This window comes from Nocardiopsis sp. CNS-639 (genome assembly GCF_000381685.1).
Classification (GTDB): domain Bacteria; phylum Actinomycetota; class Actinomycetes; order Streptosporangiales; family Streptosporangiaceae; genus Nocardiopsis; species Nocardiopsis dassonvillei.
On record NZ_KB906855.1, the window covers coordinates 230,803 to 254,089 of the forward strand.

Annotated in this window: 24 protein-coding genes; 9 read left to right on the top strand and 15 right to left on the bottom strand. The window is 73.8% G+C overall.

The genetic code is table 11. From position 1 onward, the window contains the following. Positions 1-220: 220 nt before the first annotated feature. The 3 genes from G011_RS0103600 to G011_RS0103610 all read right to left on the bottom strand — a co-directional run bounded on the left by G011_RS0103600 (position 221) and on the right by G011_RS0103610 (position 4,940). Entirely contained in the window at positions 221-1,666 is a 1,446-nt protein-coding gene (locus G011_RS0103600) for a DUF6297 family protein (protein WP_019607272.1), read from the bottom strand. A 56-nt stretch (positions 1,667-1,722) separates the two neighbouring features. Further along, positions 1,723-2,340: an ABC transporter ATP-binding protein gene (locus tag G011_RS0103605; RefSeq protein ID WP_019607273.1), complete on the bottom strand. Its 618-nt coding sequence runs from the start codon at positions 2,338-2,340 to the stop codon at positions 1,723-1,725. Between the two features lie 329 nt (positions 2,341-2,669). Continuing rightward, positions 2,670-4,940 (bottom strand): excinuclease ABC subunit UvrA, encoded by a 2,271-nt coding sequence (locus tag G011_RS0103610; protein ID WP_019607274.1) that lies wholly within the window; start codon positions 4,938-4,940, stop codon positions 2,670-2,672. A gap of 73 nt (positions 4,941-5,013) precedes the next feature. On the opposite strand from G011_RS0103610, the gene G011_RS0103615 reads away from it, so the two are divergent. Next, the gene (locus G011_RS0103615) at positions 5,014-5,814 is read left to right on the top strand and encodes a TetR/AcrR family transcriptional regulator (protein ID WP_019607275.1); all 801 of its coding nucleotides are present in this window, start codon (positions 5,014-5,016) and stop codon (positions 5,812-5,814) included. A 129-nt stretch (positions 5,815-5,943) separates the two neighbouring features. Here the strand turns inward: G011_RS0103615 and G011_RS0103620 are convergent, their stop codons facing one another. The 4 genes from G011_RS0103620 to G011_RS0103635 all read right to left on the bottom strand — a co-directional run bounded on the left by G011_RS0103620 (position 5,944) and on the right by G011_RS0103635 (position 8,497). Continuing rightward, a complete protein-coding gene (locus tag G011_RS0103620) occupies positions 5,944-6,264 on the bottom strand; it encodes a type II toxin-antitoxin system PemK/MazF family toxin (RefSeq protein WP_019607276.1) in 321 nt (106 codons plus the stop codon). After that, the gene (locus G011_RS0103625) at positions 6,264-6,566 is read right to left on the bottom strand and encodes a molecular chaperone GrpE (RefSeq protein ID WP_210746184.1); all 303 of its coding nucleotides are present in this window, start codon (positions 6,564-6,566) and stop codon (positions 6,264-6,266) included. The genes G011_RS0103620 and G011_RS0103625 overlap by 1 nt, the downstream gene beginning before the upstream one ends. A gap of 73 nt (positions 6,567-6,639) precedes the next feature. Continuing rightward, entirely contained in the window at positions 6,640-7,380 is a 741-nt protein-coding gene (locus G011_RS0103630; RefSeq protein WP_019607277.1) for a trans-aconitate 2-methyltransferase, read from the bottom strand. Between the two features lie 31 nt (positions 7,381-7,411). After that, positions 7,412-8,497, bottom strand: a complete 1,086-nt coding sequence (locus tag G011_RS0103635; protein WP_051104321.1) for a trans-acting enoyl reductase family protein — start codon at positions 8,495-8,497, stop codon at positions 7,412-7,414. Positions 8,498-8,569: 72 nt separating this feature from the next. Here G011_RS0103635 and G011_RS0103640 point away from each other — a divergent pair, with 72 nt between their 5' ends. Further along, positions 8,570-9,526, top strand: a complete 957-nt coding sequence (locus tag G011_RS0103640) for a GlxA family transcriptional regulator (protein WP_019607279.1) — start codon at positions 8,570-8,572, stop codon at positions 9,524-9,526. A 48-nt stretch (positions 9,527-9,574) separates the two neighbouring features. Here the strand turns inward: G011_RS0103640 and G011_RS0103645 are convergent, their stop codons facing one another. Continuing rightward, entirely contained in the window at positions 9,575-10,000 is a 426-nt protein-coding gene (locus tag G011_RS0103645; protein ID WP_231391369.1) for a GNAT family N-acetyltransferase, read from the bottom strand. 185 nt (positions 10,001-10,185) lie between these two features. On the opposite strand from G011_RS0103645, the gene G011_RS0103650 reads away from it, so the two are divergent. Further along, positions 10,186-10,617, top strand: coding sequence for a hypothetical protein (locus G011_RS0103650; protein ID WP_019607281.1), 432 nt, complete (start codon positions 10,186-10,188; stop codon positions 10,615-10,617). A gap of 306 nt (positions 10,618-10,923) precedes the next feature. Beyond that, positions 10,924-11,379, top strand: a complete 456-nt coding sequence (locus G011_RS0103655) for a pyridoxamine 5'-phosphate oxidase family protein (RefSeq protein ID WP_019607282.1) — start codon at positions 10,924-10,926, stop codon at positions 11,377-11,379. A gap of 77 nt (positions 11,380-11,456) precedes the next feature. On the opposite strand, the gene G011_RS0103660 is transcribed toward G011_RS0103655, so the two are convergent. Beyond that, entirely contained in the window at positions 11,457-12,671 is a 1,215-nt protein-coding gene (locus tag G011_RS0103660; protein WP_019607283.1) for an FAD-dependent monooxygenase, read from the bottom strand. 96 nt (positions 12,672-12,767) lie between these two features. Between G011_RS0103660 and G011_RS0103665 the strand changes: the two genes are divergently transcribed. After that, entirely contained in the window at positions 12,768-13,397 is a 630-nt protein-coding gene (locus G011_RS0103665) for a TetR/AcrR family transcriptional regulator (protein ID WP_019607284.1), read from the top strand. A gap of 204 nt (positions 13,398-13,601) precedes the next feature. Then, positions 13,602-14,225 (top strand): DUF1349 domain-containing protein, encoded by a 624-nt coding sequence (locus tag G011_RS0103670; RefSeq protein WP_019607285.1) that lies wholly within the window; start codon positions 13,602-13,604, stop codon positions 14,223-14,225. A gap of 199 nt (positions 14,226-14,424) precedes the next feature. Here the strand turns inward: G011_RS0103670 and G011_RS0103675 are convergent, their stop codons facing one another. Next, a complete protein-coding gene (locus G011_RS0103675) occupies positions 14,425-14,829 on the bottom strand; it encodes a cupin domain-containing protein (RefSeq protein WP_013153085.1) in 405 nt (134 codons plus the stop codon). A gap of 52 nt (positions 14,830-14,881) precedes the next feature. Here G011_RS0103675 and G011_RS0103680 point away from each other — a divergent pair, with 52 nt between their 5' ends. Continuing rightward, positions 14,882-15,916, top strand: a complete 1,035-nt coding sequence (locus G011_RS0103680; protein WP_026337986.1) for a helix-turn-helix domain-containing protein — start codon at positions 14,882-14,884, stop codon at positions 15,914-15,916. Beyond that, the gene (locus G011_RS0103685; protein ID WP_026337987.1) at positions 15,909-16,349 is read left to right on the top strand and encodes a VOC family protein; all 441 of its coding nucleotides are present in this window, start codon (positions 15,909-15,911) and stop codon (positions 16,347-16,349) included. Before G011_RS0103680 ends, G011_RS0103685 begins: the two co-directional genes overlap by 8 nt. A 138-nt stretch (positions 16,350-16,487) precedes the next feature. Here G011_RS0103685 and G011_RS29500 read toward each other — a convergent pair whose 3' ends face one another. The 4 genes from G011_RS29500 to G011_RS0103705 form a co-directional block, all read right to left on the bottom strand. After that, positions 16,488-17,792 carry an MFS transporter gene (locus G011_RS29500; RefSeq protein ID WP_019607288.1) on the bottom strand — a complete coding sequence of 435 codons (1,305 nt, stop codon included), beginning with the start codon at positions 17,790-17,792 and terminating at the stop codon, positions 16,488-16,490. 123 nt (positions 17,793-17,915) lie between these two features. After that, entirely contained in the window at positions 17,916-19,184 is a 1,269-nt protein-coding gene (locus G011_RS0103695; protein ID WP_019607289.1) for a metallophosphoesterase family protein, read from the bottom strand. Between the two features lie 400 nt (positions 19,185-19,584). Further along, a complete protein-coding gene (locus G011_RS0103700) occupies positions 19,585-20,382 on the bottom strand; it encodes a MerR family transcriptional regulator (RefSeq protein WP_019607290.1) in 798 nt (265 codons plus the stop codon). An 18-nt stretch (positions 20,383-20,400) separates the two neighbouring features. After that, complete coding sequence (locus tag G011_RS0103705) at positions 20,401-21,312, bottom strand: alpha/beta fold hydrolase (RefSeq protein WP_019607291.1); 912 nt, start codon at positions 21,310-21,312, stop codon at positions 20,401-20,403. Positions 21,313-21,426: 114 nt separating this feature from the next. Between G011_RS0103705 and G011_RS0103710 the strand changes: the two genes are divergently transcribed. Further along, entirely contained in the window at positions 21,427-22,404 is a 978-nt protein-coding gene (locus tag G011_RS0103710) for an aldo/keto reductase (RefSeq protein WP_019607292.1), read from the top strand. Positions 22,405-22,515: 111 nt separating this feature from the next. Here G011_RS0103710 and G011_RS0103715 read toward each other — a convergent pair whose 3' ends face one another. Continuing rightward, on the bottom strand, positions 22,516-23,253 hold the full coding sequence (locus G011_RS0103715; protein ID WP_019607293.1) for an alpha/beta fold hydrolase: 738 nt from the start codon (positions 23,251-23,253) through the stop codon (positions 22,516-22,518). Positions 23,254-23,287 lie beyond the last annotated feature (34 nt).

Sequence of the window (23,287 nt, forward strand, 5' to 3'; positions counted from 1 at the left end):
CGGCCCTGCCCCGTCCGCATCCGCAGCAGGCGGCCTGTGTCTTGCTCTCGCGCCTCCATCCGCGTCTGAGGCCGGTGACGAAAGGCGTACACAGCGGACTGGCCCCTACGCACGTCTCTGGACGGCGCGGCAGGCCGCGCGTGCCCCGATCCCGCATCTCTCCCCCGCGTCCGGGGACTGCGCCTCAGCGGGACCCGACCGCCTTCTCCGGTACGCGTGTCTACCCGCGCCTCGGGGCGGCGCAGTAGGCCGCCAGCACCGCCGTGCCCCACACCGCCTGCGCCGCGAGCAGCGGCCCGGTCACCCCGGTGGCGAACGCCAGGAGCGCGGGCAGGCACCCGAGCACGGCGATGTCGGCGCCGGTCAGCGCCCACACCACCGGCCCCAGCGGCACCGGGCCCAGGGGCGTGTCCACGATGGGCATCGTGTGCTCGACGGGTCGGCGCCGCGCCAATCTCAGTGCCCCCGCCGCCAGCGCCGGAGCGCACAGCAACCCCAGCGGCCACAAGAGTCCCCCGGAGCCCGCGAGGCCCAGCCCGGCCAGTGCGAGGGTCAGCCACAGGCCGCCGAGCAGGGCGGGCAGCACCGCCCGCGCCGCCATGAGCGCGCGCGGACCGGTGCCCAGCAACCGCGCCAGCGCCGCGTCCCCGGCGTCCCGGCGCGCCCCTGCGGTGCCCGTCGCCGCGACCGCCAGAGCGCCCGCGGCGAGGACGACCAGCGCGCCCGTCTCCCCGGCGCCCGCCCGCGCGGCCAGCACGGGCAGGACGGTCGCCGCCGCCACCAGCGCCAGGAGCCCCGGCCGTCGCGCCAGCCGCCGCCAGTCCAGCCAGGCCACCGCCGCCGCTCCGCGCAGGCGCGACGGCCACGCGCGCGAGCGCAGCACGCGTGAGCGCCAGTGCGCGTCCTCGGCGATCCAGGACAGCGAACCCGGGTCCATGACCAGGAGCGCGCCGACCGCGAGTTCCGCCCTGGACGAGGCCTCCAGGACAGCGCGGGCCGGGATGCGCGCCAGGGCCCGCCAGGCCCGCCACGCCAGCGCGGCGGCGGCCCCGGCCGAAGCGCACGCCGCCGCGCCCCACGCCGACACGGGAGCCGACGCGATGCCCACGAGCACCCCGCGCCCCGGGCCCGCGCTCATCACCGTCGCGGCGGCCGCCGCGACGACGAGGGCGACGAGCAGCGCGGTCAGCCGGTCGTCCCAGGGCTGCGACGCCTGCGCCAGCACGGCCGTCGCCGCCCCGCCCACCGTCCACGACACGGCCAGGACCACGGACGCCAGCAGCCGGAGCGCCAGGGCGTCGGGGGCGCCGAGTGCGCTCAGCAGCGCCAGGCCGAACACCGCGCCGACCGCGGCGGACACCACTGCCAGGACCAGCAGGGCAGGGGCCAGCACCCCGCGGCGCGGCAACGGCGAGAGCACCAGCCACGCCGCGTCCGCCGCCGACACCGCCACCGGCCCGACCGCGCGCGCCAGCCTCAGGGAGGCCGCCAGCAGCAGCGCGACCAGCGCCAGGCCCGCGCCCGCACGCGCCGGATCGATCGCGTCGGGCACGGTCGCCACCGCGCGTCCGATCACCGGGGACACCGTCACCACCAGCAGCCCCAGGGCCAACAGGATGACGTAGCGGTCGGACCAGCTGCGGTGTCGGCGGTTGCGGGCCCGCACGAACGCCCGGACCTGTGTCGCTCCCGTCCGCGCCCCTTGTGTCCGCGTGGTCCCGTTCACGCGGCGGCCTCCAGGGCGACGTGGCGGGCGTCCTCGGCGAACCGCGGGTCGTGCGTCACCATCACCACCGTGCCGCCGTTCGCGGCGTACTCGGTGAGCAGTTCCGCGAGCCGTCCGCGGAAGGCGGCGTCGAGTCCGCGTTCGGGTTCGTCCAACAGCAGCAACCGGCTCGGCCGCAGCAGCGCCATGGCCAGGGACAGCCGCTGGCGCTGCCCGGTCGACAGCGAGGACGGGGCCCGGTCCGCGCAGCCGGACAGCTCGAACAGCTCCACGGCCGCCGCCACCTCCAGCCGTCCGGGGCCGTGTACGGCCCTCGTCAGCCCCAGGTGCTCGCGCACGGTCAGTCCCGGGTACCAGGTGGGTTCGTCGCCGACCAGGGCGACCTCGCGCCAGAACCCGGGTTCGTCCACGGGGGGTCGGCCCAGCACGCTGACCTCGCCCGCGGTCCGCTGGAGCCCCGCGAGGCAACGCAGCAGGGTGGTCTTGCCGACGCCGTTGGCGCCGAGCACCGCGACCACCTCCCCGGGCGCGACCGTGAGGTCGACTCCGCGCAGGACCGGGACACCGCCCAGTTCCACGTCCACGGCACGGGCCACGATGATCGGTTCGCTCACCGGCTCAGCCTAGGGCGTGGGCGACGGAGCCGGGCCACCACGTCCGGCCGCTGCCAGGCCGTCTCCGTTCCCGAGGCGGGAGCGGCACGGACGCGGGCCGCGCCACCCCCGCCGGTGCGACCGTTTCCGGGTCGGAGATCCGAGGGGACTGGAGTCGCCCGGTCCTGTCGGGGACCACCGAGTCCGCCGGCCGGTCGGGGGGCACGGTGCGTCCGTCCCGGCACCGGCTGCGCCGGGACGGACACGGGGGCAGTGCCCGGCTGTCCCCGCCGCACGCGAGGGCCTTCGGCGCGCGTACCCGCCGCTCAGGTCCTCCCGGAGAACATCGGTCAGCGCTCCAGGTAGGCCCGCAGGTGGCGGGCGGTGAGGGTGTCGCCCTCCTTCACCAGCTGGGCGGGGCTGCCCTCGAACACGATCCGGCCGCCGTCGTGCCCGGCACCCGGCCCCAGGTCGATGACGTGGTCGGCGTGCGCCATCACCGCCTGGTGGTGCTCGATCACCACCACCGTGTTGCCGTCGTCCACCAACCGGTCCAGCAGCGCCAGCAGCCGGTCCACGTCGGCCAGGTGCAGGCCGGTGGTCGGCTCGTCCATCACGTACACCGCCCCGTCGCGGGCCATGTTGATGGCCAGCTTCAGGCGCTGGCGCTCACCGCCCGACAGGGTGGTCAGCGGCTGGCCCAGGCCCAGGTAGCCCAGGCCCACGTCGTGCAGCCGGTCCAGGATCGTGCGGGCGTTGCCGCCGGAGAAGAACTCGCGCGCCTCCACCACCGACATCGCCAGCACCTCGCTGATGTCCTTACCGCGCAGCTTGTGCGTGAGCACCTCGGCCCGGAACCGCTTGCCCTCGCAGTGCTCGCACGGCGAGGAGACCCCGGCCATCATCGCCAGGTCGGTGTAGATGACCCCGGCGCCCTTGCACTCGGGGCAGGCGCCCTCGGAGTTGGCGCTGAACAGCGAGGCCTTGACGTTGTTGGCGCGGGCGAAGGCGGTGCGAATCGGGTCCAGCAGCCCGGTGTAGGTGGCCGGGTTGGAGCGCCGCGACCCCTTGATCGCCGACTGGTCGACCACCACCACGTCCTCGCGCCCGGGCAGCGCGCCGTGGATGAGCGAGCTCTTGCCCGAGCCCGCCACGCCGGTGACCACCGTGAGCACCCCGGTCGGGATGTCCACGCTGACGTCCTTCAGATTGTGCGAGTTCGCGCCGGTGATGGAGATGTGCCCCCGGGGCGTGCGCACCCGCTCGCGCAGGGTGGCCCGGTGGTCCAGGTGGTCGCCGGTGAGCGTGCCCGAGGCCCGCAGTCCGGCCACGTCACCGGTGTAGGTGACGCGTCCTCCCGAGGGCCCGGCGCCGGGCCCCAGGTCCACCACGTGGTCGGCGATGGCGATCGTCTCGGGTTTGTGCTCGACCACCAGCACCGTGTTGCCCTTGTCGCGCAGGCTCAGCAGCAGGTTGTTCATCCGCTCGATGTCGTGCGGGTGCAGGCCGGTGGTCGGCTCGTCGAAGACGTAGGTGACGTCGCTGAGGCTGGAGCCCAGGTGGCGCACCATCTTGACCCGCTGCGCCTCGCCGCCCGAGAGCGTGCCCGACTCCCGGTCCAGGCTCAGGTAGCCCAGCCCCACCTGCACCAGGGACTCCAGGGTGTGGCCGAGGTTGTCCAGCAGGGGCTTGACCGAGGGCTCGTCCAGGGAACGCACGAACCCGGCCAGCTCATCCACCTGCATGGCCGAGCACTCGGTGATGGTGCGCCCGGCGACCCTGACCGCCCGGGCCCGGGCGTTGAGGCGGGCGCCCTCGCACTCGGGGCAGGTGGAGAAGGTGACCGCGCGGTCGGCGAAGGCGCGCACGGCCGTCTGCATCTTCTCGCGGTCCTTGGCCAGGTAGGTGCGCCTGATCTTGGGGACCAGCCCCTCGTAGGAGAAGGAGTTGGCGCCCACCTTGACCTTGGTGACGGGCAGGTACAGCAGGGTGTGGCGCTCCTGGTCGGTGTAGTCGGCCACCTTCTTGTCGGCGTCCAGCAGGCCCGAGTTGACGAACACCTGCCAGTACCAGCTGCCCACCCCGTAGCCGGGGACGGTGATCGCGCCCTCGTTCAGGGACAGGTCGCGGTCGACGAGTTCGTCCACGTCGATCTGGTTGGTGCGCCCCAGGCCCTCGCACTCACCGCACATGCCCTCGGAGTTGTTGAAGCTGAAGGCGCTGGAGGGTTCCAGACGCGGGGTGCCGACCCGGCTGAAGACGATCCGCAGCATGGCGGCGGCGTCGGTGGCGGTGCCGACGGTGGAGCGGGAGTTGGCGCCCATCCGCTCCTGGTCCACGATGATCGCCGCGCTGAGGTTGCGCAGGCTGTCCACGTCGGGCCGCCCCATCGTGGGCATGAACGACTGGACGAAGGTCGTGTAGGTCTCGTTGATCAGGCGCTGGGACTCGGCGGCGATCGTTCCGAAGACCAGGGAGGACTTGCCCGAGCCGGACAGGCCGGTGAAGACGCTCAGCCTCCGTTTGGGGATGTCCACCGAAACGTCGGCGAGGTTGTTCTCCCGGGCTCCCCGGACCTGGATGGTGTCGTGGGTGTCCGCTGTGGTGGGGTGGGAAGACACACTGCTCCTCAGGAGTCCTTATGGCGTAAGCTGATGGCTGGAGAACGTTAGTTTATGGCGTAAGGAGATGCAAGTGGTGGTCTACGCCGGGCAGGGTGACGCCCGTCGCACCATGGAGCTGCTGTGGAGGTCGCGCGACGGGGACGGCGCCCGCACGGCCCCCGGCCCCAAGCCCGAACTCAGCGTGGACCTGGTGGTGGAGACCGCCATCGCCCTCGCCGACGCCGAGGGGATGCAGGCGCTGTCCATGCGCGCGGTGGGCCAGCGCCTGGGGCGCACCGCCATGTCGCTGTACACCTACGTGGCCAGCAAGAACGAACTCGTGGAGCTGATGTACGACCACGTCTTCGCGGAACTGGCCGACGCCGCCGAGGCCGACGCCGAACCAGACTGGCGCACGGCTACGACATCCTGGGCCACCCGGCTGTGGGACTTCTACCTGAGCCACCCCTGGACCCTGGAGGTCTCCCAGGCCCGGCCGGTGCTGGGCCCCAACGAGTACCGGCTGTTCGAGTCGCTGGCCGTGGTTCTGCACCGCGCCGGGCTGGGCCCCACGCAGATCCGCAGCGCCTACGGCAACCTGTTCACCCTCGTGCGCGGACCCGTGCAGATCGCCTCGGAGTCGCGCCGCGCCCCGGAGGTCACGGGTGTGGCCGAGGACGCCTGGTGGTACGAACGCTCCGCGCAGCTGGACCGGGTCGCCCCGGACTTCGACCGGCGCTTCCCCGTGCTGACCCTGATGTCGGAACAGGGGGCGTTCAGCAACGATAACCAGGACGAGCCCTACCTGGAACAGGAGGCGTGGGAGACCTTCCTTTTCGGGCTCAACGCCCTGCTGGACGGGCTCCAGGCCAGCCTCGGCCCGCGCGGGTGAGCCCGCCGGTCGCCCCGTCGGTCCTCCGGAAACGGGCGACCGGCGCAGCCGGGGTCAGAGCACGACCGGGGAGGCGGCCACCACCCGCCACAGCCACCGGACGAGCGGTGCTGTGGCGTGTTGGGCGACTCACAGGCCCAGCGCTGCCCGGAGCCCGTTCGCCACACAGGTCATGGTCGCGAAGCTGAGCGCTCCCTGGTCCTCGATGAGGTCCTCGCCGTCCAGCAGGGTGATGTCGTCACACATGACCCGCCCGACGAAGGGACGGTCGGCGGGCCCCAGCGCCACGATCGTGGTGGTGGGAGTACGCAGTGTCGTGGTCAGCCGTACTGCCAGGCAGTCTCCCAACGCCCGGTTGCGGTGGTTGTTGGACACCACCACCCAGGGTTTGCGCCCGAAGCCGATGTCGGCGGCGTAGACCCGGCCTCGCACCGGAACCAGTGCCGCCATCAGTCGGCCTGCTGGCGGCGGCTGACACGACCGCGCATGGCCGCTCTGGCCTCCCTGTCCTCTCTGGTGTCCTCCTGGGCCATGGCCGCGTACTCCTGGGCCAGGACCTCCTGGGCGACAGCGGTCCGGCCGGCCTCCAGCAGAGCTGCCAGGGCCGCGCTCTCGGACAGTTCGCCTTCGGGCAGTCCGCCGACGAGACCGGAGACGGCGCGGCGCTCGGGAGTCTCGGGGTGTTGGATCCGCTCAGCTATGCAGGCGGCGTTCGCCCGCACCGGCACGGACTTCCTCTTCCTGGTTTCCATGACTCACATTATGCGGCAGAAAGTGATTCAGGTGTCGGGGATTCGCGACAGAGGTTTCCCGGACGGACGCCGGTCACCGAGGCCGGGCGAAGGTGATGATCTCCGCGCTCGCGTCGGTGAGCGGACCGCGGTCCCAGTAGCCGTACTGCGCGCTCACGTCGAATCCGGCCTCGGCCAGGAAGCCGTTCAGGGCCTCGGCGTCCAGGAAGCGCAGCGTGCTGCGACTGCTCCGGGGCCCGCCCCAGTCCTCGACGCGGTAGCCGGAGGTGAAGGTGACCAGGTCGCCCTCCACGCTCTCCAGCCGGTGGACGCAGGTGGCCCTGCGCCCTCCGGGGCCGTCCACGGTGCGCACACGGTCGGGGGTCCACGCCTCCCAGCCCCGCGCGGCCGGGTTGCGGGTCTCGAACACGAACCGTCCGTCGTCGGTCAGGGCGCGGCGCACCGCCGCCAGGAACTCCCGCACCTCGTCGTCGGTGAGGAACGCCTGGAAGGCGTGGCCGGACATGACGACCAGGTCGAACTCGCCCTCGAAGGCTTGTGCGGGCAGTTCGCCCAGGGTCCACTCGACGTCGTCGCGCTCGCGCCGCCCGACCTCCAGCATCGCGTCGGCCGGGTCCAGGCCGACCAGGCGCCCGGTGTGGCCGCGCTCGCGCGCCACCCGCTGGAGCTTGCCCGTCCCGCAGCCCACGTCCAGGACGCGGCGGGCGTCCATGACCAGGTCGAGGTAGAAGTCGTCCTGGGGCGAGCCCCGCCAGGGGTTGAAGTAGTCGTAGAGCTCGGCCAGGTCCGGCTGGGAGAAGTGTCGGTCGACCATCGGGCCATTGTGGCCGACCGCTCCCCCGCCGTCACCGGGTTTTCGTCGCCCGCTCCGGCTCCCGCCGCGCGTCCCCGGGCAGCTCCACCGTCAGCGCCCAGGGGGACAGCGCATCCAGGAAGTCCGCGGCGTCGAACGCCTGCCCGGGGGCGAGGGCCCCGGTGGCGCGGACACGGCCGTCCAGCACACACGTCACCGCCTCCGCCACCAGAGGCGCGGTCACCGCGTAGATGTCCCGGCCGCTGGCGACGGCCCGGTGCTCGACCCCGTCGGCCAGGACCCGCACGTCCACCGCGAACCTCTGGGCGGACCTCCCGCTCCCGTCGACGGCCTCGGGTCCGGAGGTGGCCGGATCGCGCAACTCGGCCAGGGGCGCCTCGCTCAGATAGGAGTCGATCCGCTCCGCGCCCAGGTGACGGTGCATCGTGACGACCTCCGAGAACGGGAGTCGCACGACCTTCTGCCGCCCCAGGGGAGCGGGGAAGTCCCAGACGCGCGGCGGCGCCGACGCGCCGACCGGCACCAGCTTCCCGTCGGCGACCACCAGGCGGGGAGCGGTGTTGCGGCTCCCGGTGAGCCTCGTCCCCTCGGTGGGCCACCACCGGTCCAGCCCCATGGCGACCGTGACCTCCTCCACCCCGCCCCCTCGTCCGCCGACCGCGGCGGAGGCCAACAGGTCGGCGAGGCCCCCGTAGAAGGCCATCGCGGGCAGGACCACCACACCCGCCGCGGCTGCGTCCTCGCCGTGCGCGCGGTAGGTGGCCTGCACCGAGGGCTGTTCGGCGGTCACGTCCAGGTAGTGGGCTCCGGCCCGGACCGCGGCGGCAGCCAACGGCCCCGCGGTGTCCAGGAAAGGCCCGGCGCAGTTGACCACCGCCGCCACGCCCCTGACCGCATCCTCCAGCGCCGCCGGGTCCCCGACGTCGGCCAGGCGCACCTCCAGACCGGGGTAACCGCGGCCCACGGCGGCGAGGGCGTGCGCGTTCCTCCCCGACAGCACCGGCTCCAGACCACGGCGCACCAGTTCGGCGACCACGAACCGCCCGGTGTGACCGTAGGCGCCGTAGACCAGTACACGTCCGCGCGCACGCGGACCCGTCAAAGAGATTCGCTCCATGACGGCCATCCTCGTGCAGCGGACCCGCACCGGACCAGTGTCCGATCCGACGCCCTGCGTACAATTCGCGACATGCACACGGTCGCGATCGCCGTACACGAACACACGATGCCCTACGAGCTCGCGATCGCCGCGGAGGTCTTCGGAGTCGACCGCTCCGACCTGTCCCCCGGCGGCGACTGGTACCGCCTGACCGCGCACACCGCCGATGGCGCGGCCTCTCCCCTCCTGCCGGGAGTCCCCGCGCACCGGTTCGAGGACCTGCCCGGGGCCGACACCGTGATCGTGCCCGCCTCCCACGTCCCCGAGGCCCGTCCCGAGCCCGCGTTCCTGGCTACCCTGCACGAGGCCCACCGCACCGGAAGCCGGATCGCGTCCCTGTGCACCGGTGCCTTCGTGCTCGCCGCCGCCGGCCTGCTCGACGGCCGGGCCGCCACCACGCACTGGATGCACGCCGACGCGCTGGCCCGGCGCCATCCGCTCGTCGACGTGCGTGCCGACGTCCTCTACACCGACGCCGGGCGGGTCCTCACCTCGGCGGGGAAGACAGCGGCGCTGGACCTGTGCCTGCACCTGGTGCGCGGCGACCACGGAGCCGCGGCGGCCAGTGGTCTCGCCCGCAGACTCGTCGCACCGGCCCACCGCCCGGGCGGACAGGCCCAGTTCATCGCCCCACCGGCCGCCCCCCGCGCTCCCGACAGCCTGGGAGAGGCCCTGGAGTGGGCTCGCGCCCGCCTCGACCGGCCCCTGACCGTGGAGGACCTGGCCCGGCGGGCCGGTCTGAGCTCCCGTCAGCTCGTCCGGCGCGTGCGGGCCGAAACCGGGACGACCCCGCTCGTGTGGCTGCACCGCCAGCGCGTCCACCTGGCCCAGGAACTCCTGGAGAGCACCGACGCCACCGTCGAGCAGATCGCCGCCCGCTGCGGCATGGGTACCGCCACCACACTGCGGCGTCACTTCCACCGGACCGTCGGCGTGAGCCCGCTCGCCTACCGCTCCGCCTTCCGCGCGTCACGGACACCCCGGTAGACCGTTGCGGACCGGGCGGCCGGGTGTCCGGTACTACGGGGCCCGGCGCTACAGGGGCTTCGAGAACCGCACTCCCGACGCGGTGTAGCCGCGCCGCGTGTAGAAGGCGTGGGCCCCGGTCCGCCCGGTCGAGGAGTTCAGCACGGCCCGGGCCGCGCCCCGCTCCACGGCCCAGGTCTCGAACGCGGCGCACAGCGCCGTGCCCACGCCCTTCCCTCGTGCCCCTTCGGCGGTGACCAGCGCGATGAGCTGTGCGGCCGGGGTGTCGTCCTCCACCGGGAACAGCAGGTGCCCGGCGGCGAAGCCCAGCAGCTCTCCCGCGGCGGCCTCAGCGACCCAGAGTTCGTAGGTGGGATCACCGGTCAGCCGTTCGAGGCGACTACGTATCTGCGCGGCCGTCGCGGGGTGCGACAGCGCCGTGTAGAGCGGTACGAGCCCGTCCGCGTCGGCGGCCCGGACCGTGCGAGTGGTCACGCGGGGGGTCATCCTCCGCACGCTACCGAGGGAGTGCGCAGAGCGGTCGCCCCCCACCGGTTCCAGGCCTGGCGGACGGGGCGGAACAGGGCACACCGGGCTTCTTCGCGTCGGGTCGTCGTCCGGGCCCGGCCAATACCGCCAACTCCGCCCATGAACCGGGTCCACCTGCGAGCATGACCCCCATGACCACCACCGCACTGCACTACCGGGACGGCGCGTGGGCGCCGGGACCCGACCCCGTCAACGAAGCGTGCGCCACCCAGACCGTCGAGGAGGACTGGACGGACTGTGTCGCCCGTGCCGGGTTCAACCGGCGCCCGTTCGCCGAGTACGGCGGTCCCTGCTCGTCCTCCTACGCCCAGCTGTTCAGCGGCGCCGACGGCACGAGCTTCTTCATGCACATCGCCCACGGCGGTTTCGGGCAGCACCTGTACTTCCACTCCGTGGTGGACGCGCTGGACCACGCGGCCCGCTGGGCACCCGCGTTCGCCCTCCAGAACGACGACCCCGAACTGGCCCCACCCGAGGTCGGGACCGCCCCGGCCGTCCCGGGCTTCTCCGAGGACTTCGACGAGGAGGAGTTGGCCAAGCTGCGGCGGTCCCCTCACCCCTGATCAGGGCTCTGGGCGCGGAGCCGGGTCCGGCGGGGGCTCTCGCGGTCGCGGCAGCTCCGATCGACCGTGTGCGACCGTGCGAACGGGCGGCACCACCGTGCGCGGTGGTGCCGCCTACTCACAGGGGCGCCGGGTCTCATGAGAGGCGGCGGCTCACCCGCCTCGTCCCGACGAACCCCGGCCTATGCCGCAGCCGTTGGCGGGCCGCAGCTCCGTCCGATCCGCCACCGCACGCCCCCACGACGGGTTGTCCACAGCTGAGAAAAGCTCCTTCTCCCGCCGCCCCGGGCCGCCTAGCCTGATGTTGTGAGCGAAACCCCCAGCACCTTCAGCCAGCACGAGCACCCCTTCGACGTCGACGCCTTCCTGGCCCGGCCCCTGGTCGCCAGAGTGGCCGTCTCCGACTCCTCCGGCGCGCCCACGGTGCGTCCGGTGTGGTTCCTGTGGGAGGAGGGCGCGGTCTGGTGGATCACCGGCGCCTACTCGCGGATGTCGCGGTTCCTGGCCAAGGACCCCCGGGTCGCGCTGGTCGTGGACACCTGTGACCTGGAGAGGTTGGAGTTCCTCCAGGTCATCATGCGCGGCAAGGCCGAGGTCGTGCCCTACGACGAGGAACGCTCCAGACGCAAGCTCCGCCGCTACCTCGGCGACGACGAGTCCACCTGGCCCGCCGACCTGAAGGATTTTGACGACGACGCACGCCTCGTCCGCTTCGTCCCCGAACGGACCATCGTCCAGGACCTGTCCAAGACCCGACCCTGAGCCGCGGTCGGCAACGCCTGGCCGGACCGCTGACGACGGTTGACACGGCTCCAGAAGGCGGTGCCGCCGTCAGCGGGCTAGGAGCGGTCCGGAGCCGGGCCGGGGGCCGGCGGGGGCGTCCAGCGCGCCACCGAGGAGCCCGCGCGCACGACGGCACCGCCGGGGACCAGGCGCAGCGCGGAGTTGCGCACCGTCTGGCGCCACCCACCGCCCAGGTCCGCCCCGAACCGCGCCATGAGGACGGCCTGCGCGGCCATCGAGCGGCATCGCGGGCGCCGGACCGCGTCGAACTCCGCCAGGGCCCGTCCCAGGTCGTGGCCGTGCGCCGCCCGCCCGCCGACCAGGCGCCCGAGGCTGGCACCGTCCTCCAGGGCGGTGGCCGCTCCCTGCCCCATCGTGGGCAGCGCGGCGTGAGCGGCGTCGCCGACCATCACGACCCGCCCGCGGACGTAGCTGGGCAGTCCGCCCGGCAGGTGGTAGACGTCGTGGCGCATGAGCTGACCGGAAGCGGTGTCGGCGATGAGTTCACCGATCTGCGGGGCCCAGCGGGAGAACCGGGCGCGCGCCACCGCGCGCTCGTCGCCGACGACGGCTCCTTCCGGGGCGCGGACGTAGCCGTACCAGTACAGTTCCGACGCGCTGACCCGCACCGAGCCGAACTCCCCATCCGGCCCCCAGTACTCGACGAGACGTCCGTCGCGGGCGGTGTCGGGGACGACGGCCCGCCAGCTCGTGCTCCCGCTGTAGCGGGGGCGGGCCGTGGGGAAGAGTGCGGCGCGTACCGCGCTCCACATCCCGTCGGCGCCGACCACGAGGTCGGCCTCCGTGCGGTGGTCGGTGTCCCCTCCGCGCCACCGCACCTCCGCGCGCTCCCCGCCGGGTGTTCCGGGGCGCACACCGGTGACCCGCGCGTTCGCGGTCACCTCCGCTCCGGCCTCCTGCGCCGCCCGGCGGAGGGCGGCGTGCAGCCGCTGCCGGTGCAGGCCCAGCAGTGTGACCACCGCGCGCACCTCGGGGCGGTGGTCGGGGATGAGCAGGAGGCCGCGGCCCCGGGCGTCCCGGAAGCCCGTCGCGGTGGTCTCGTACCCGATCCGCGCGACGCGCTCGTCATCGAATCCGAGCGCGTACAGCGCGGCGACGCCGTTGCCGAGCATCGCGACCCCGGCGCCGACCTCGGCCTCGCCGGACCGGCGCTCCAGCACGGTGGTCCGCCAGCCCTCGCGGGCCAGCGCCACCGCCGACGCCAGCCCCGCGATGCCGCCGCCGACCACCGTCGCCACCGGTTCCCTCATAGCAGTCCGCTCCCTCGCCGCCGGGCGTTCGGCAGAGGACCGACCGCCGTTCAATACGATGGTAGTGGTAGGAGCCGCCGACCTATACTGACCCCCATGCCTCCCGCCAACCTGCGACGACGCCGTGCCCTGGCCGACGCGGCCATCGCCCTGCTCGCCGAGGAGGGGGCGCACGGGTTGACCCACCGGGCCGTCGAGGCCCGCGCCGGGGTCCCGGCCGGGACCGCCACGAACTACGCCCGCAACCGCGAGGCCCTGCTCGTCGCCGCCGCCGAACGCGTCCTCGAACTCCACCTCGCGGACATGGCGGCCGCCACCGCCGCCGACCCGGCGGAGGGCGCACCGCCGGGGACGGGCCCGGCGCCGTGCAGGACGACCAGCGCGCACGACCTGGCCCAGATCCTCACCGACTCGCTGTGGACCGCGGCGACCGAACTGCGCGACCGGTACCTGGCGGTCTTCGAGCTGCGGCTGGAGGCCCGGCGCCGCCCCGCGCTGGCCGCCGTCCTGGCCCGGCTGAGCGCCACCGCGCTCGCCGACACCACCGGACTGCACGACGAGATGGGCACGGGCGTGCCCGAGGACGCGGTTCCCGTCCTCGTCGACCTCTACTCCGGCGCCCTGTTCAATCTGGTCACCCTCCCCGCGGACCTGCTCGACCGGGAGCGGGTCGGCGTCCTCGCGGAGGCGATGGTGCGCGGAGCGCTCACCGGAGAAGGGGCGTAGGCGAAGCCCTGCGAGCCCGGCGGGTCCGACGAACCGGGCTCCCCCTCGTAGCGGGGCGACCAGTGGTGCCGCGTGCACGGCCCCTTCTAGGCTTACGTGGTCCGCTCCCCCGCGGCAGCTGTCGAAAGACCCCGCCCCACCCCGCAGTCCGGCGGGGCCTGGGGCCTTCCACCCCCTGGCACCACGACACCGGAGGAAGCAGTCATGACCCTCGCCTGGAACGTACCGGGACTGCCCTTCGCCCTCTCCCCGTCCTCCGAGGAAGCATGGGCGGTCGAGAAGGAGACCGGCGCGGTGACGGCCGCCGCGACCGCCCGCAGCGACATCTTCATCTCCCCGGACACCGACCCCCGGGTCGAGGCCGCGGCCACGCTCGACGCCGAGACCCTGCTCGGCGTCCCCCCGGAAGGCGACTTCCAGTTCAGCGCGCGTGTCACCGTCGACTTCGCGTCGGCCTTCGACGCCGGAGTGCTGCTCCTGTGGATCGATGACCGCCACTGGGGCAAGCTCTGCTTCGAGTACTCCCCCGACCGCGAACCCATGGTCGTCTCCGTGGTCACCCGGGGCGTCTCGGACGACGCCAACGGCTTCACCGTCGAAGGCCGGACGGTGTGGCTGCGCGTCTCGCGGATCGGCCGGACCTTCGCCTACCACGCCTCCCTGGACGGCACGGCCTGGCGGATGATCCGGTTCTTCGCCATCGACGACGCCGCGTCCGCCCGGATCGGGTTCGAGGCCCAGTCGCCGACCGGCGACGGCTGCGCCGTCGCCTTCGACCGCATCCGCTTCACCGGCGAGCGTCTGGCCGAACTGCGGGACGGCTCCTGAGGCGCGGAGCGACCGCGGTACGAGACCCTTCCTGGCGGCTCCGCGTTCCGCCCCGGAGCGCGGGGCCCCGCTCCGGGGGAACGAACAGGGTCTCCACGGCGGCTCCTGGCCGGAGGGAGCCCCCGGGTCGGGGCGAAGAGGGACGGGACCGACGCTACGGGGCGCCCCGCGTGCGAACCGGTGCGACCGGTCCCCCGCGTCAGCCCGCGTCCAGGGCGTGCCCGGTGGTGGCGTCCACGTGGTCGGGCACCTCCTCGTGCCGGTCGCCCACCGTCAGCGTTCCCGTCGGCTCGAACAGCAGGATGGCGGCCCCGCCGTCGGACTCGGGCCGGTGCTCGGTCCCGCGCGGCACCACGAAGACCGATCCCCTCTCCAGGGTGACCACCCGCTCGGCTCCCCCGGCGCGTTCGCGCAACCGGATGCGCAGGTCCCCGTCCAGAAGCAGGAAGAACTCGTCGGTGTCGTCGTGGGCGTGCCACACGTACTCGCCCCGGACCTTGGCCACGCGCACGTCGTAGTCGTTGACCCGGGTGACGATGCGCGGGCTCCACAGCTGCTCGAAGGAGTCCAGCGCGTCGTTCAGGCTGATCGGCTGTTCGCTCATGAGGGCCATCCTGGCGATGGCGCACCGCCCGGGGAAGTGCTAGGAATCGCACATGCCGCAAGGATCCTCGCACCGCGTGGCCCTCGTCGTGGACGAGGGCTCCAACCCCTTCGAGATGAGCGTGGCCACGGAGCTGTTCGGGCTGCGCCGCCCCGAGATCGACCGCCCCTGGTACGACCTGACGGTGTGCGCGGCCGTGCCCGAGGTGCGCGTGCACCGGGGCATGTTCACCCTCGGCGGCCTGGCCGGGCTGGAGGCGGTCGCGAAGGCCGACACCGTCATCGTGCCCAACCGCCCCGACCCCGAGGTGCCGCCCTCCCCGGAGGTGGTGGAGGCCGTGCGCGCGGCGGACCGGCGCGGCGCCCGTCTGGTGAGCTTCTGCAGCGGCGCGTTCACCCTGGCGGCGGCCGGGGTCCTGGACGGCCGCCGGGCCGCCACGCACTGGCGGTTCGAGGAACTGTTCGCCCGGACCTACCCCCGCGTCCGGCTGGAGCGGGACGTGCTGTTCGTGGACGAGGGCCGTGTGCTCACCGCGGCGGGCAGCGCCGCCGCCTTGGACCTGGGGTTGCACCTGATCCGCCGCGACCACGGGGAGGGGGTCGCCAACACCGTCAGCAGACGGCTGGTGTTCACCGCCCACCGCGAGGGCGGGCAGCGCCAGTTCGTGCCCAGGCCCATACCCGAGGCAGCCGACACCTCCCTGTCCCCGCTCCTGGACTGGGCGCGCGAGCGCCTGGACTCCCCTCTCACCGTCGCCGACCTGGCCGCCCGGGCGTCGGTCAGCCCCGCGACCCTGCATCGTCGCTTCCGGGCCGAGCTGGGCACGACCCCGCTGGCCTGGCTGCGCGCCGAGCGGGTGCTGCTGGCCTGCCGCCTGATCGAGGCGGGCGGGATGGGGCTGGAGACGGTCGCCCGCGCCAGTGGCCTGGGCAGCACCGCCAACCTGCGCGCGAGCGTGCGCGCCCACACCGGGGTCAGCCCCTCCGCCTACCGGGAGCGCTTCGGGCCGAGGCCCTTGGCCGGGGCCTCCGCCCGCCCGGTCCTTCCCTCACCCGGCACCGAACGCGTAGCCTCCAGGCATGTCTGACCTACCCGCGCGTTTGTCCGTCGTGACGCTGGGAGCCCGGGACCTGCCCCGGCTCCGCCGGTTCTACAGGGCCCTGGGCTGGGAGGAGGTTCCGGCCAGCGGTGACGGCTGGTCGGCCTTCCTCCTGGGCGGCGTCCTGTTGGCCCTGTACCCGGTGGAGGAGTTGGCCGCCGAGGCGGCGGACGGCGCCCCCGGCCCCGTCGGCTGGTCGGGAATCACGCTCGCCTGCAACGTGGACGGCCCCGAGCAGGTGGACAGCGCCTTCGCGGCCGCGGTGCGGGCCGGTGCCACGGTCGTGGCCGAACCGGTGGAGCGCCCCTGGGGAGGGCGCTCGGCGTACGTCGCGGACCCCGAGGGCAACCGCTGGGAGATCGCCTGGGCGTCGGTGGCCAGGTTCGACGGCCGGGGCGCGCTGACCGGCTTCGACGGCTGAGGGCCGCTCCGAGGGCGTTCCGGGCGCCCGCCGTACCGGCGCCGTTCCCCGCCGCGGCGGGCCCTCACCCTAACGCCAGGCCGCGCCGGCGCGCGGGGTCTTCGAGAGGGCGCGGCGCCCCGGTGAGGGGGAAGTCCCTCACCCCTGCGCCGAGTCGGTCCGGCGCGCCAGCCGCTCGGCCTCGTCCGCGCGGGCCGACAGCGCGCGCATGCGGCCCCACACCCACACCGTCGCCACCGCGACCACCACCGCCCCGAGCACCGCCGGAGCCCGCAGGTCCACCCGGCCCAGCACACCGCCCAGCAGCGTGCCCACCGGGAGCAGCGAGAAGGACAACATCTTCTTCACACTCAGCACCCGCCCCATCAGGTGCTCGGGCACCACCAACTGCACCACGCCCGCCGACAGCACACCAGCCAGCGTGCTCGCCCCGGCCAGGACCGACCACGCCGCGGCCGCCACCCACGCGTTCGGGGCGAAGGCGAAGGCCAGGCTCAGGAGCGCCTGCCCCAGGAAACCGGCCACCAGGACCGGGAAGCGACCGAACCGCGCACCGGCCCGCGCCGCCAGCGCGGCGCCCGCGATCGCCCCCACCGCCGCCGCCGACAGGAACACCCCGAACAGGGACCCGGGCACCCCGAAGTGGTCCTGGACCACCAGCACGAACACCCCGGCCAGCGCCCCGGCGCCCAGGTTGGCCAGCGCGACGAACAGCACCAGCGCCCGCAGCGGCACATCGCCCCACACGAAGCGCAGCCCTTCGAGCAGGTCGGAGAGCACCGACCGCACTCCCGCCGCGCGCCCGCCGCGCACGGACGGCTCCGGGGAGCGCGCCGCTCCCGGCCCCCGGGCGGTCAGGGGCAGGCCGAGCAGCACCAGGGCTCCCAGGACCCAGGCTCCGGCGTTGACCGCCAGCGGCAGGAACGCGGCCACCACGAACAGGAACCCGCCCAGCGGCGCCCCCACGAACTCCTGGGCGACCTCGCGCCCGCCCACCAGGCGTCCGTTGGCCCGGTCCAGCGCGCCCCGCGCCAGGGACGGCAGCACCACGCGCGCCGCCACGTCGTAGAAGATCTCGCAGGTCATCACCGCGAACATGACCGCGTACAGCAGTACGACGGTGGCCTGGTCCGTGGCGATGAGGACCGCCAGGACGAGGATCACCGCGGCGCGGACCAGGTTGGCGGCGACCATCATCCGCACCCGGTCCGCGCGGTCGGCCAGGACCCCGGCGAACAGGCCGAACAGCAGCCAGGGCAGGTAGCGGGCCGTCGTCAGCCCCGCGACGGCCAGGGGGTCGTTGGTCAGCGCGGCCGCGAGCATGGGCAGGGCGGTGAGCATGACGCCGTCGGCCAGGTTGCTGGACACGCTGCCCGCCCAGAAGCGGTGGAAGGCCACGCTGAGCCGGGGCGGGGGCGAGGAGGAGACGGGGGCGGAGGGCAACGCGGTTCCTTCGTGGGCCGGGGGGTGGCGGGCCCTCACCCTAACGCCAGGCCGCACCGGCGCGCGGGGTCCTTCGTCACGCCTGGCGCCCCCGGCGAGGGGCCGGGGGCACCACGCCGGGGCTCAGAGCGTGTCGGTCACGCGCTTGCCGTCGCTCTTGTCGATGGTGAAGGAGTCCACGACCGCGCCGTCGGCGGTGCGGGCGGTGTAGCGCAGACGGGCGCCGTCCACCTCCACGGCCTGGAAGGTGGAGGTGTCGGTCAGCTGCACGCGCACCTCGGCGCCGTTGTCGGTCCAGTTGGAGGCGGAGGCGTCGTACATCTTGGTGCCGGTCACCGCGACGGTGTAGACCGGGCCGGTCTGCACGTCGGGGTCGTCGGTGCGGTTCGCGGTCAGGTTGCCCCGGCCGTAGGAGTGGTCGTGGCCCTGGAGGACCAGGTCCACGTCGTGCTCCTCCAGGGTGTCGAGCCAGGAGTCGCGCAGGGGGCCGTTGTCGCGGCTGGGGCTGTTGGAGAAGACCGGGTGGTGGAAGGTGACCACCGTCCAGGGGTGGGGGTTGGTGGCCAGGGCCTCCTCCAGCCAGCGCTGCTGGGTGTCCAGCCAGGAGTCGGCGCTCAGCGGCGCCGCGTTGCGGTAGTTGGAGTTGAGGACGACGAAGCGCACGCCCTGGTAGTCGGTGTGGTAGACGGTCTGGGGCAGGTGGCGTCCGCTGGTGGGCCCGTTGCCCGCGCCCGGGAACTGCGGGTTCCAGTACCGGCTCAGGGAGAGCAGCGAGTACTCGTGGTTGCCGGGGGCGGCGAGGTGGTTGACGGTACCGGTGGCCTCGGGTCCGAAGGCGCCGAACCACTCGGTCCACTGCGACTCGCTGTTGGGCGAGTCGACCAGGTCGCCGGAGTGCACGACCAGCTCGGCGTCGGGTTCGGCGGCCAGGGCGGCCCGCACCACCGTGGCACCGCCGGTGGAGATGCCGTTCTGGACGTCGCCGAAGTACAGGAAGGTGAAGGGTTCGGCGCCGGAGGCCGCGGTGGTGAAGGTGCGCCAGGGGCTGAAGGCGGTGCCGTCGCCGACGCGGTAGCGGTAGGAGGTGTCGGGGGTCAGACCGGTGGCGGTGGCGGCGTGGAAGGTGCCGCTGGCCGAGCCGGTGTCGGCGCCCTCGACCGTGGTGACCCGGCCGGGGTCGGCGGCGGGGGCGATCTGCATGACCGGCGGTCCGGAGCCGTCCGAGCGCCAGGCGAGGGTCTGGGAGGTGGCGGGGTCGGCCGTGGGCGAGAGGATCACGCGTTCGGGCGCGGTGGCCGCGGACGCGGCGGGTGCGTTGGCGACGACCGGGGTCAGGGCCAGCAGGGTCGTGCCGAGCAGAGCGAGGGCGGGTCGGGCGGCGAAGCGGGACACGGGGGGTGCCTTTCTGCCGGGGGAACGCTGACGCAGCGAAGGTAGCCGCCCGCGCGCAACGCGGTGTGAACGTCCGGGGACGATCCGTCGCGGTACGGTGAACGCCGGGCATGACCGCTGTTACAGGCGCAGGACACCGGGCCGCCGCCGTCACCGACGGCTTCCGTGCCCGCGGTCTTCGGACCGATGGCCCCGTACCGTGGACTCCGGACCGTCGGCTCCGCGGCGGTGGTCCCACCGGGCGCTCCGGGTCGTCGGCCCCTGAGGCCGGGGGTTCCCGAACCCCGTGGGCCCGTGCCGGAGGCCCCTGGACCAGTCGCCCCCGAACCCGGTGGCCTTCGGCCCCGGCGCTCCCCCGGAGCGCCGCGGCCGCGGCTCCCTTCTGCCGTGTCCTCCCGTCTCATCCCCTCCGGGGCGCCGCGTCCGGCGCGGGGCCCACGCGTTCGAGCCTGGTCCAGCCGGACCAGCCCCGCTCCTTCAGCAGCTCGATCAGTCGTCGGGCCGGGGGCACCGTGTCGAAGACCAGCCTGTCCATCAGCTCGGCGAGCGCCGGTTCGACGTCGGTGTCGTCCACGTAGTCCTCGCCCCGTTCGTCGGCCATCCGCGTGAGGTAGTCGGCCAGTTCGTCGGCCAGCCCGGCCAACCGCGGGTCGTCGCCGCTCCGGCCGAGCGCCCGGCCCAGCACGAGGTAGAAGTCGACGAACCGCGGATCGGCGAGCTGCTCCCGCTTGCGCGCCGTCCACTCCGCGACCCGTTCGGGTGAGTGCGCGGCCAGCAGGATCCAGCCCTCGCGCTCGGCCCCGACGATCCGCTCGTGCACCCCGAGCGCCCGCAGCCGGGCGAGGTGGTCGACCACCTCCGGCGGCAGCGCCAGGCCGTCCCCCGCTCTGAGCCGGGCGACCTGCTCGCGGTGCCGCTGCCGCTGCCGGATCTCCGCGCGCAGCCGCGCGTCGATGTCCGCGACCGCCGCGGCGAACTCCTCCTCGTCGGCCCGTAGCAGCTCCCGCACACGCGCCAACGGGACTCCGGCCCCGGCGAGGGTCCTGATCCTGATCAGCTCGACCACGGCGTCGGCGCCGTACCTGCGGTAGCCGGAGCGGTCGCGTTCGGGCTCGGGCAGCAATCCCTTGGCGTGGTAGTGCCGCACCGCGCGCACCGTCACCCCCGCGTACGACGCCAGTTCGCCGATGGTCAGCATGGCACCGATCCCTCCTGGTCAGGGTGTGTGCGAGGGTTCGGCTCGCCCGCCCGTGCCCCGTGTGCCCCGGATGATACGGGCGATCTCCGGGGCGTGGGTGAAGACGAGCTGGTGGTCGGCGTCGAGCCGGTGCACGGCGATGCGCGGCTGCGCGCGGACGAGCCGCGCGACACCGGCACGCCAGTTCCGGTTGAACCGTGTCGCGTGTTCCCCGCCCCTGTCACCGGCCATCGCGGTCGACACGACCATGCTGACGGGCAGGTCGATCCTGTCGTAGCGGTCGAGGATCGTGGACCGGACCTCGTCGATCTCCGTGTTCAGGTCGATGACCTCCTGGGCGGTGAGCAGCACCTGGTGCGCGGTACCCCGCTGGGCTTCCTGCCGTGCCGCCTGCTCCTGCCACATCGCGCAGAAGAACGGCAGGTCGGCCTCGGTGACGAACGGTTCGGGCACCGGGTTGGCCCCGTCGAGGAGCACGAGTTCGGCGACGCCGCCGGGGTGCTCGGAGGCGTGGTGCACGGCCAGGTCCGCGCCCAGCGAGTAGCCCACGAGCACGGGTGCCTCGGGCGGGTCGAGCCGTTCCACTTCCGCCAGCACGGCGCCGAGGTCGCCGAGGAGGGCCTCGAAGGAGTACCGGTCGGCGGCGGAGGCGAGGCCGTGCCCCCTGAGGTCGAAGGTCACCACGTCGTGGTCGCGCCGCAGCAGCCCGGCCAGCTCGCGCAGGTCGGCCTGTGTCGTGTGCAGCCCGGGGCACAGGACCAGCGGCCGTCCCCGGCCGCCCCGGGTCACCGGGATGGTGACACCGTCGTGGTGGACCGTGAAGCGCCGCGGCGTCCCGTCACCCCGTCCGCCTCGTTCTTCACCGCGGCCCCGCCCGCCGTGCGGCTCGTGGACTCCGTCTGTCTTGGTCGTGGCGCTCTCGGTGTTCATGCCGCCATGGTGCGGGGTTGACCCGGGGTCAGGGTCAACCCCGCCGCCGGGGCGGAACGGGATCGCGGGAGTCCACGCAGATGGGAACGCTCCCAAGGGCCTAGGATCGCACCCATGGAAACACGCGTACTCGGCCGCACCGGCAACAACGTGGGCGTCATCGGTTTCGGCGCCTGGCAGATCGGAGCCTCCTGGGGCGAGGTCAGCGAGACCGACGCCCTGGCCGCCCTGCACGCGGCCGCCGACGCCGGTGTCACCTTCTTCGACACCGCCGACGTCTACGGCGACGGCCGCAGCGAGCGGCTCGTCGGCCAGCTGCTCAAGGAGCGCCCCGGCATCACCGTGGCCACCAAGATGGGCCGCCGCGCCGACCAGACCCCCGACAACTACAACCCCGACAACTTCCGCGCCTGGAACGACCGCTCCCGCCAGAACCTGGGCGTGGACACGATCGACCTCGTCCAGCTGCACTGCCCGCCCCCGCGGGTCATCGCCACCGACGCCGTCTTCGACGACCTGGACGCCATGGTCGCCGAGGGCCGCATGCGCGCCTACGGCGTGTCGGTGGAGACTGTGGACGAGGCCCTGACCGCGATCGCCCGGCCCAACGTGGCCACGGTGCAGATCATCCTCAACGCCTTCCGCCACAAGCCGCTGGAGAGGGTGCTGCCCGCCGCCCGCGAGGCCGGGGTCGGCATCATCGCCCGCGTGCCCCTGGCCAGCGGTCTGCTGTCGGGCAGGTTCACCGCCGACACCGCCTTCGGCGAGGACGACCACCGCAACTTCAACCGCGAGGGCCAGGCCTTCGACAAGGGCGAGACCTTCTCCGGCATCGACTACGCGACCGGACTGGAGGCGGTGGAGCGCCTGCGCCCGCTGGTGCCCGAGGGCGTGACCATGGCCCAGTTCGCGCTGCGTTGGATCCTGGACCAGGAAGGGGTCAGCGTGGTCATCCCCGGCGCCCGCAACGCCGACCAGGCGCGCGGCAACGCCTCCGCCGCCGAGCTGGCCCCGCTCGACCCCGAGGTCCGCGCCCGGGTGGCCGAGGTCTACGACGAACTCGTCCGGCCCCAGGTCCACCACCTGTGGTGACGAACGTATGACCGCCTCCGGGCCCCGACGCCCGGGTGTCCCCGCCTGACGGCTCCGGGGCCGGGGCGCCGATGCGCGCCCCGGCCCCGGAGCCGTGCCCGGACGGGCCGCTCACACCCTGGCGGCCAGGACACGGGCGAACAGGTCCGGGCGTTGGAGGGGTATGCCGTGACCGCATCCCGGCACGGAGGCCAGCCGGCAGCCCGGGAGGGCGTCACGGATGCCGCGCGCGGAATCGCGCATCAGCCCGCGCTCCCGTTCCCCGACCATCACCAGCGCCGGGCCCCCGAAACCGGACCAGCCGGGGGGAAGGGTGAAGCGGATGTTCTCGCCGACGCTGGCGAGAAGGGTCGCACGGCTCATGCGGGCGCTGTCGCGGAGGTAGTCCTCCAGGAGTTCGCCCGGGACGAACAGCTCCTTCGCCTGGAGCCTGGCGAACCACCGCTGTCGCGCGAGCGGCGCGGTCGCGGCGAGCAGGCCCAGGGTCGCACCCGGGAACCGGAGGGGTCTGGCCTGGGCGCTCACGACGACGGCTCCGGTGACGAGGTCGGGCCGGGTCGCGGCCAGGAGCGTCGTGAGCTGCGCCCCCAGGGAGAACCCCGCGACCAGCGCGCCGCGCGGCGCGCGTTCCTCCAGGACCTCCGCCACGGCCCGGGCGGTCTCCTCGTGTGAGCGGTACGCCTCGTCCGCGCTGCGTCCGTGGCCGGGAAGGTCGGGAACGATCGCGCGGGCCGTGCCCCCGAGCCGCTCCAGCACCGGACGCCACATCCATCCCGAGACGCCGCCGCCGTGCAGCAGCAGGACAGGAGAGGCGTGTGCGTCGCCGGTCTCACGGACGTACACGCCCATTTCCTCCCAACCGTCGGTGACACCCGGGCCCGGA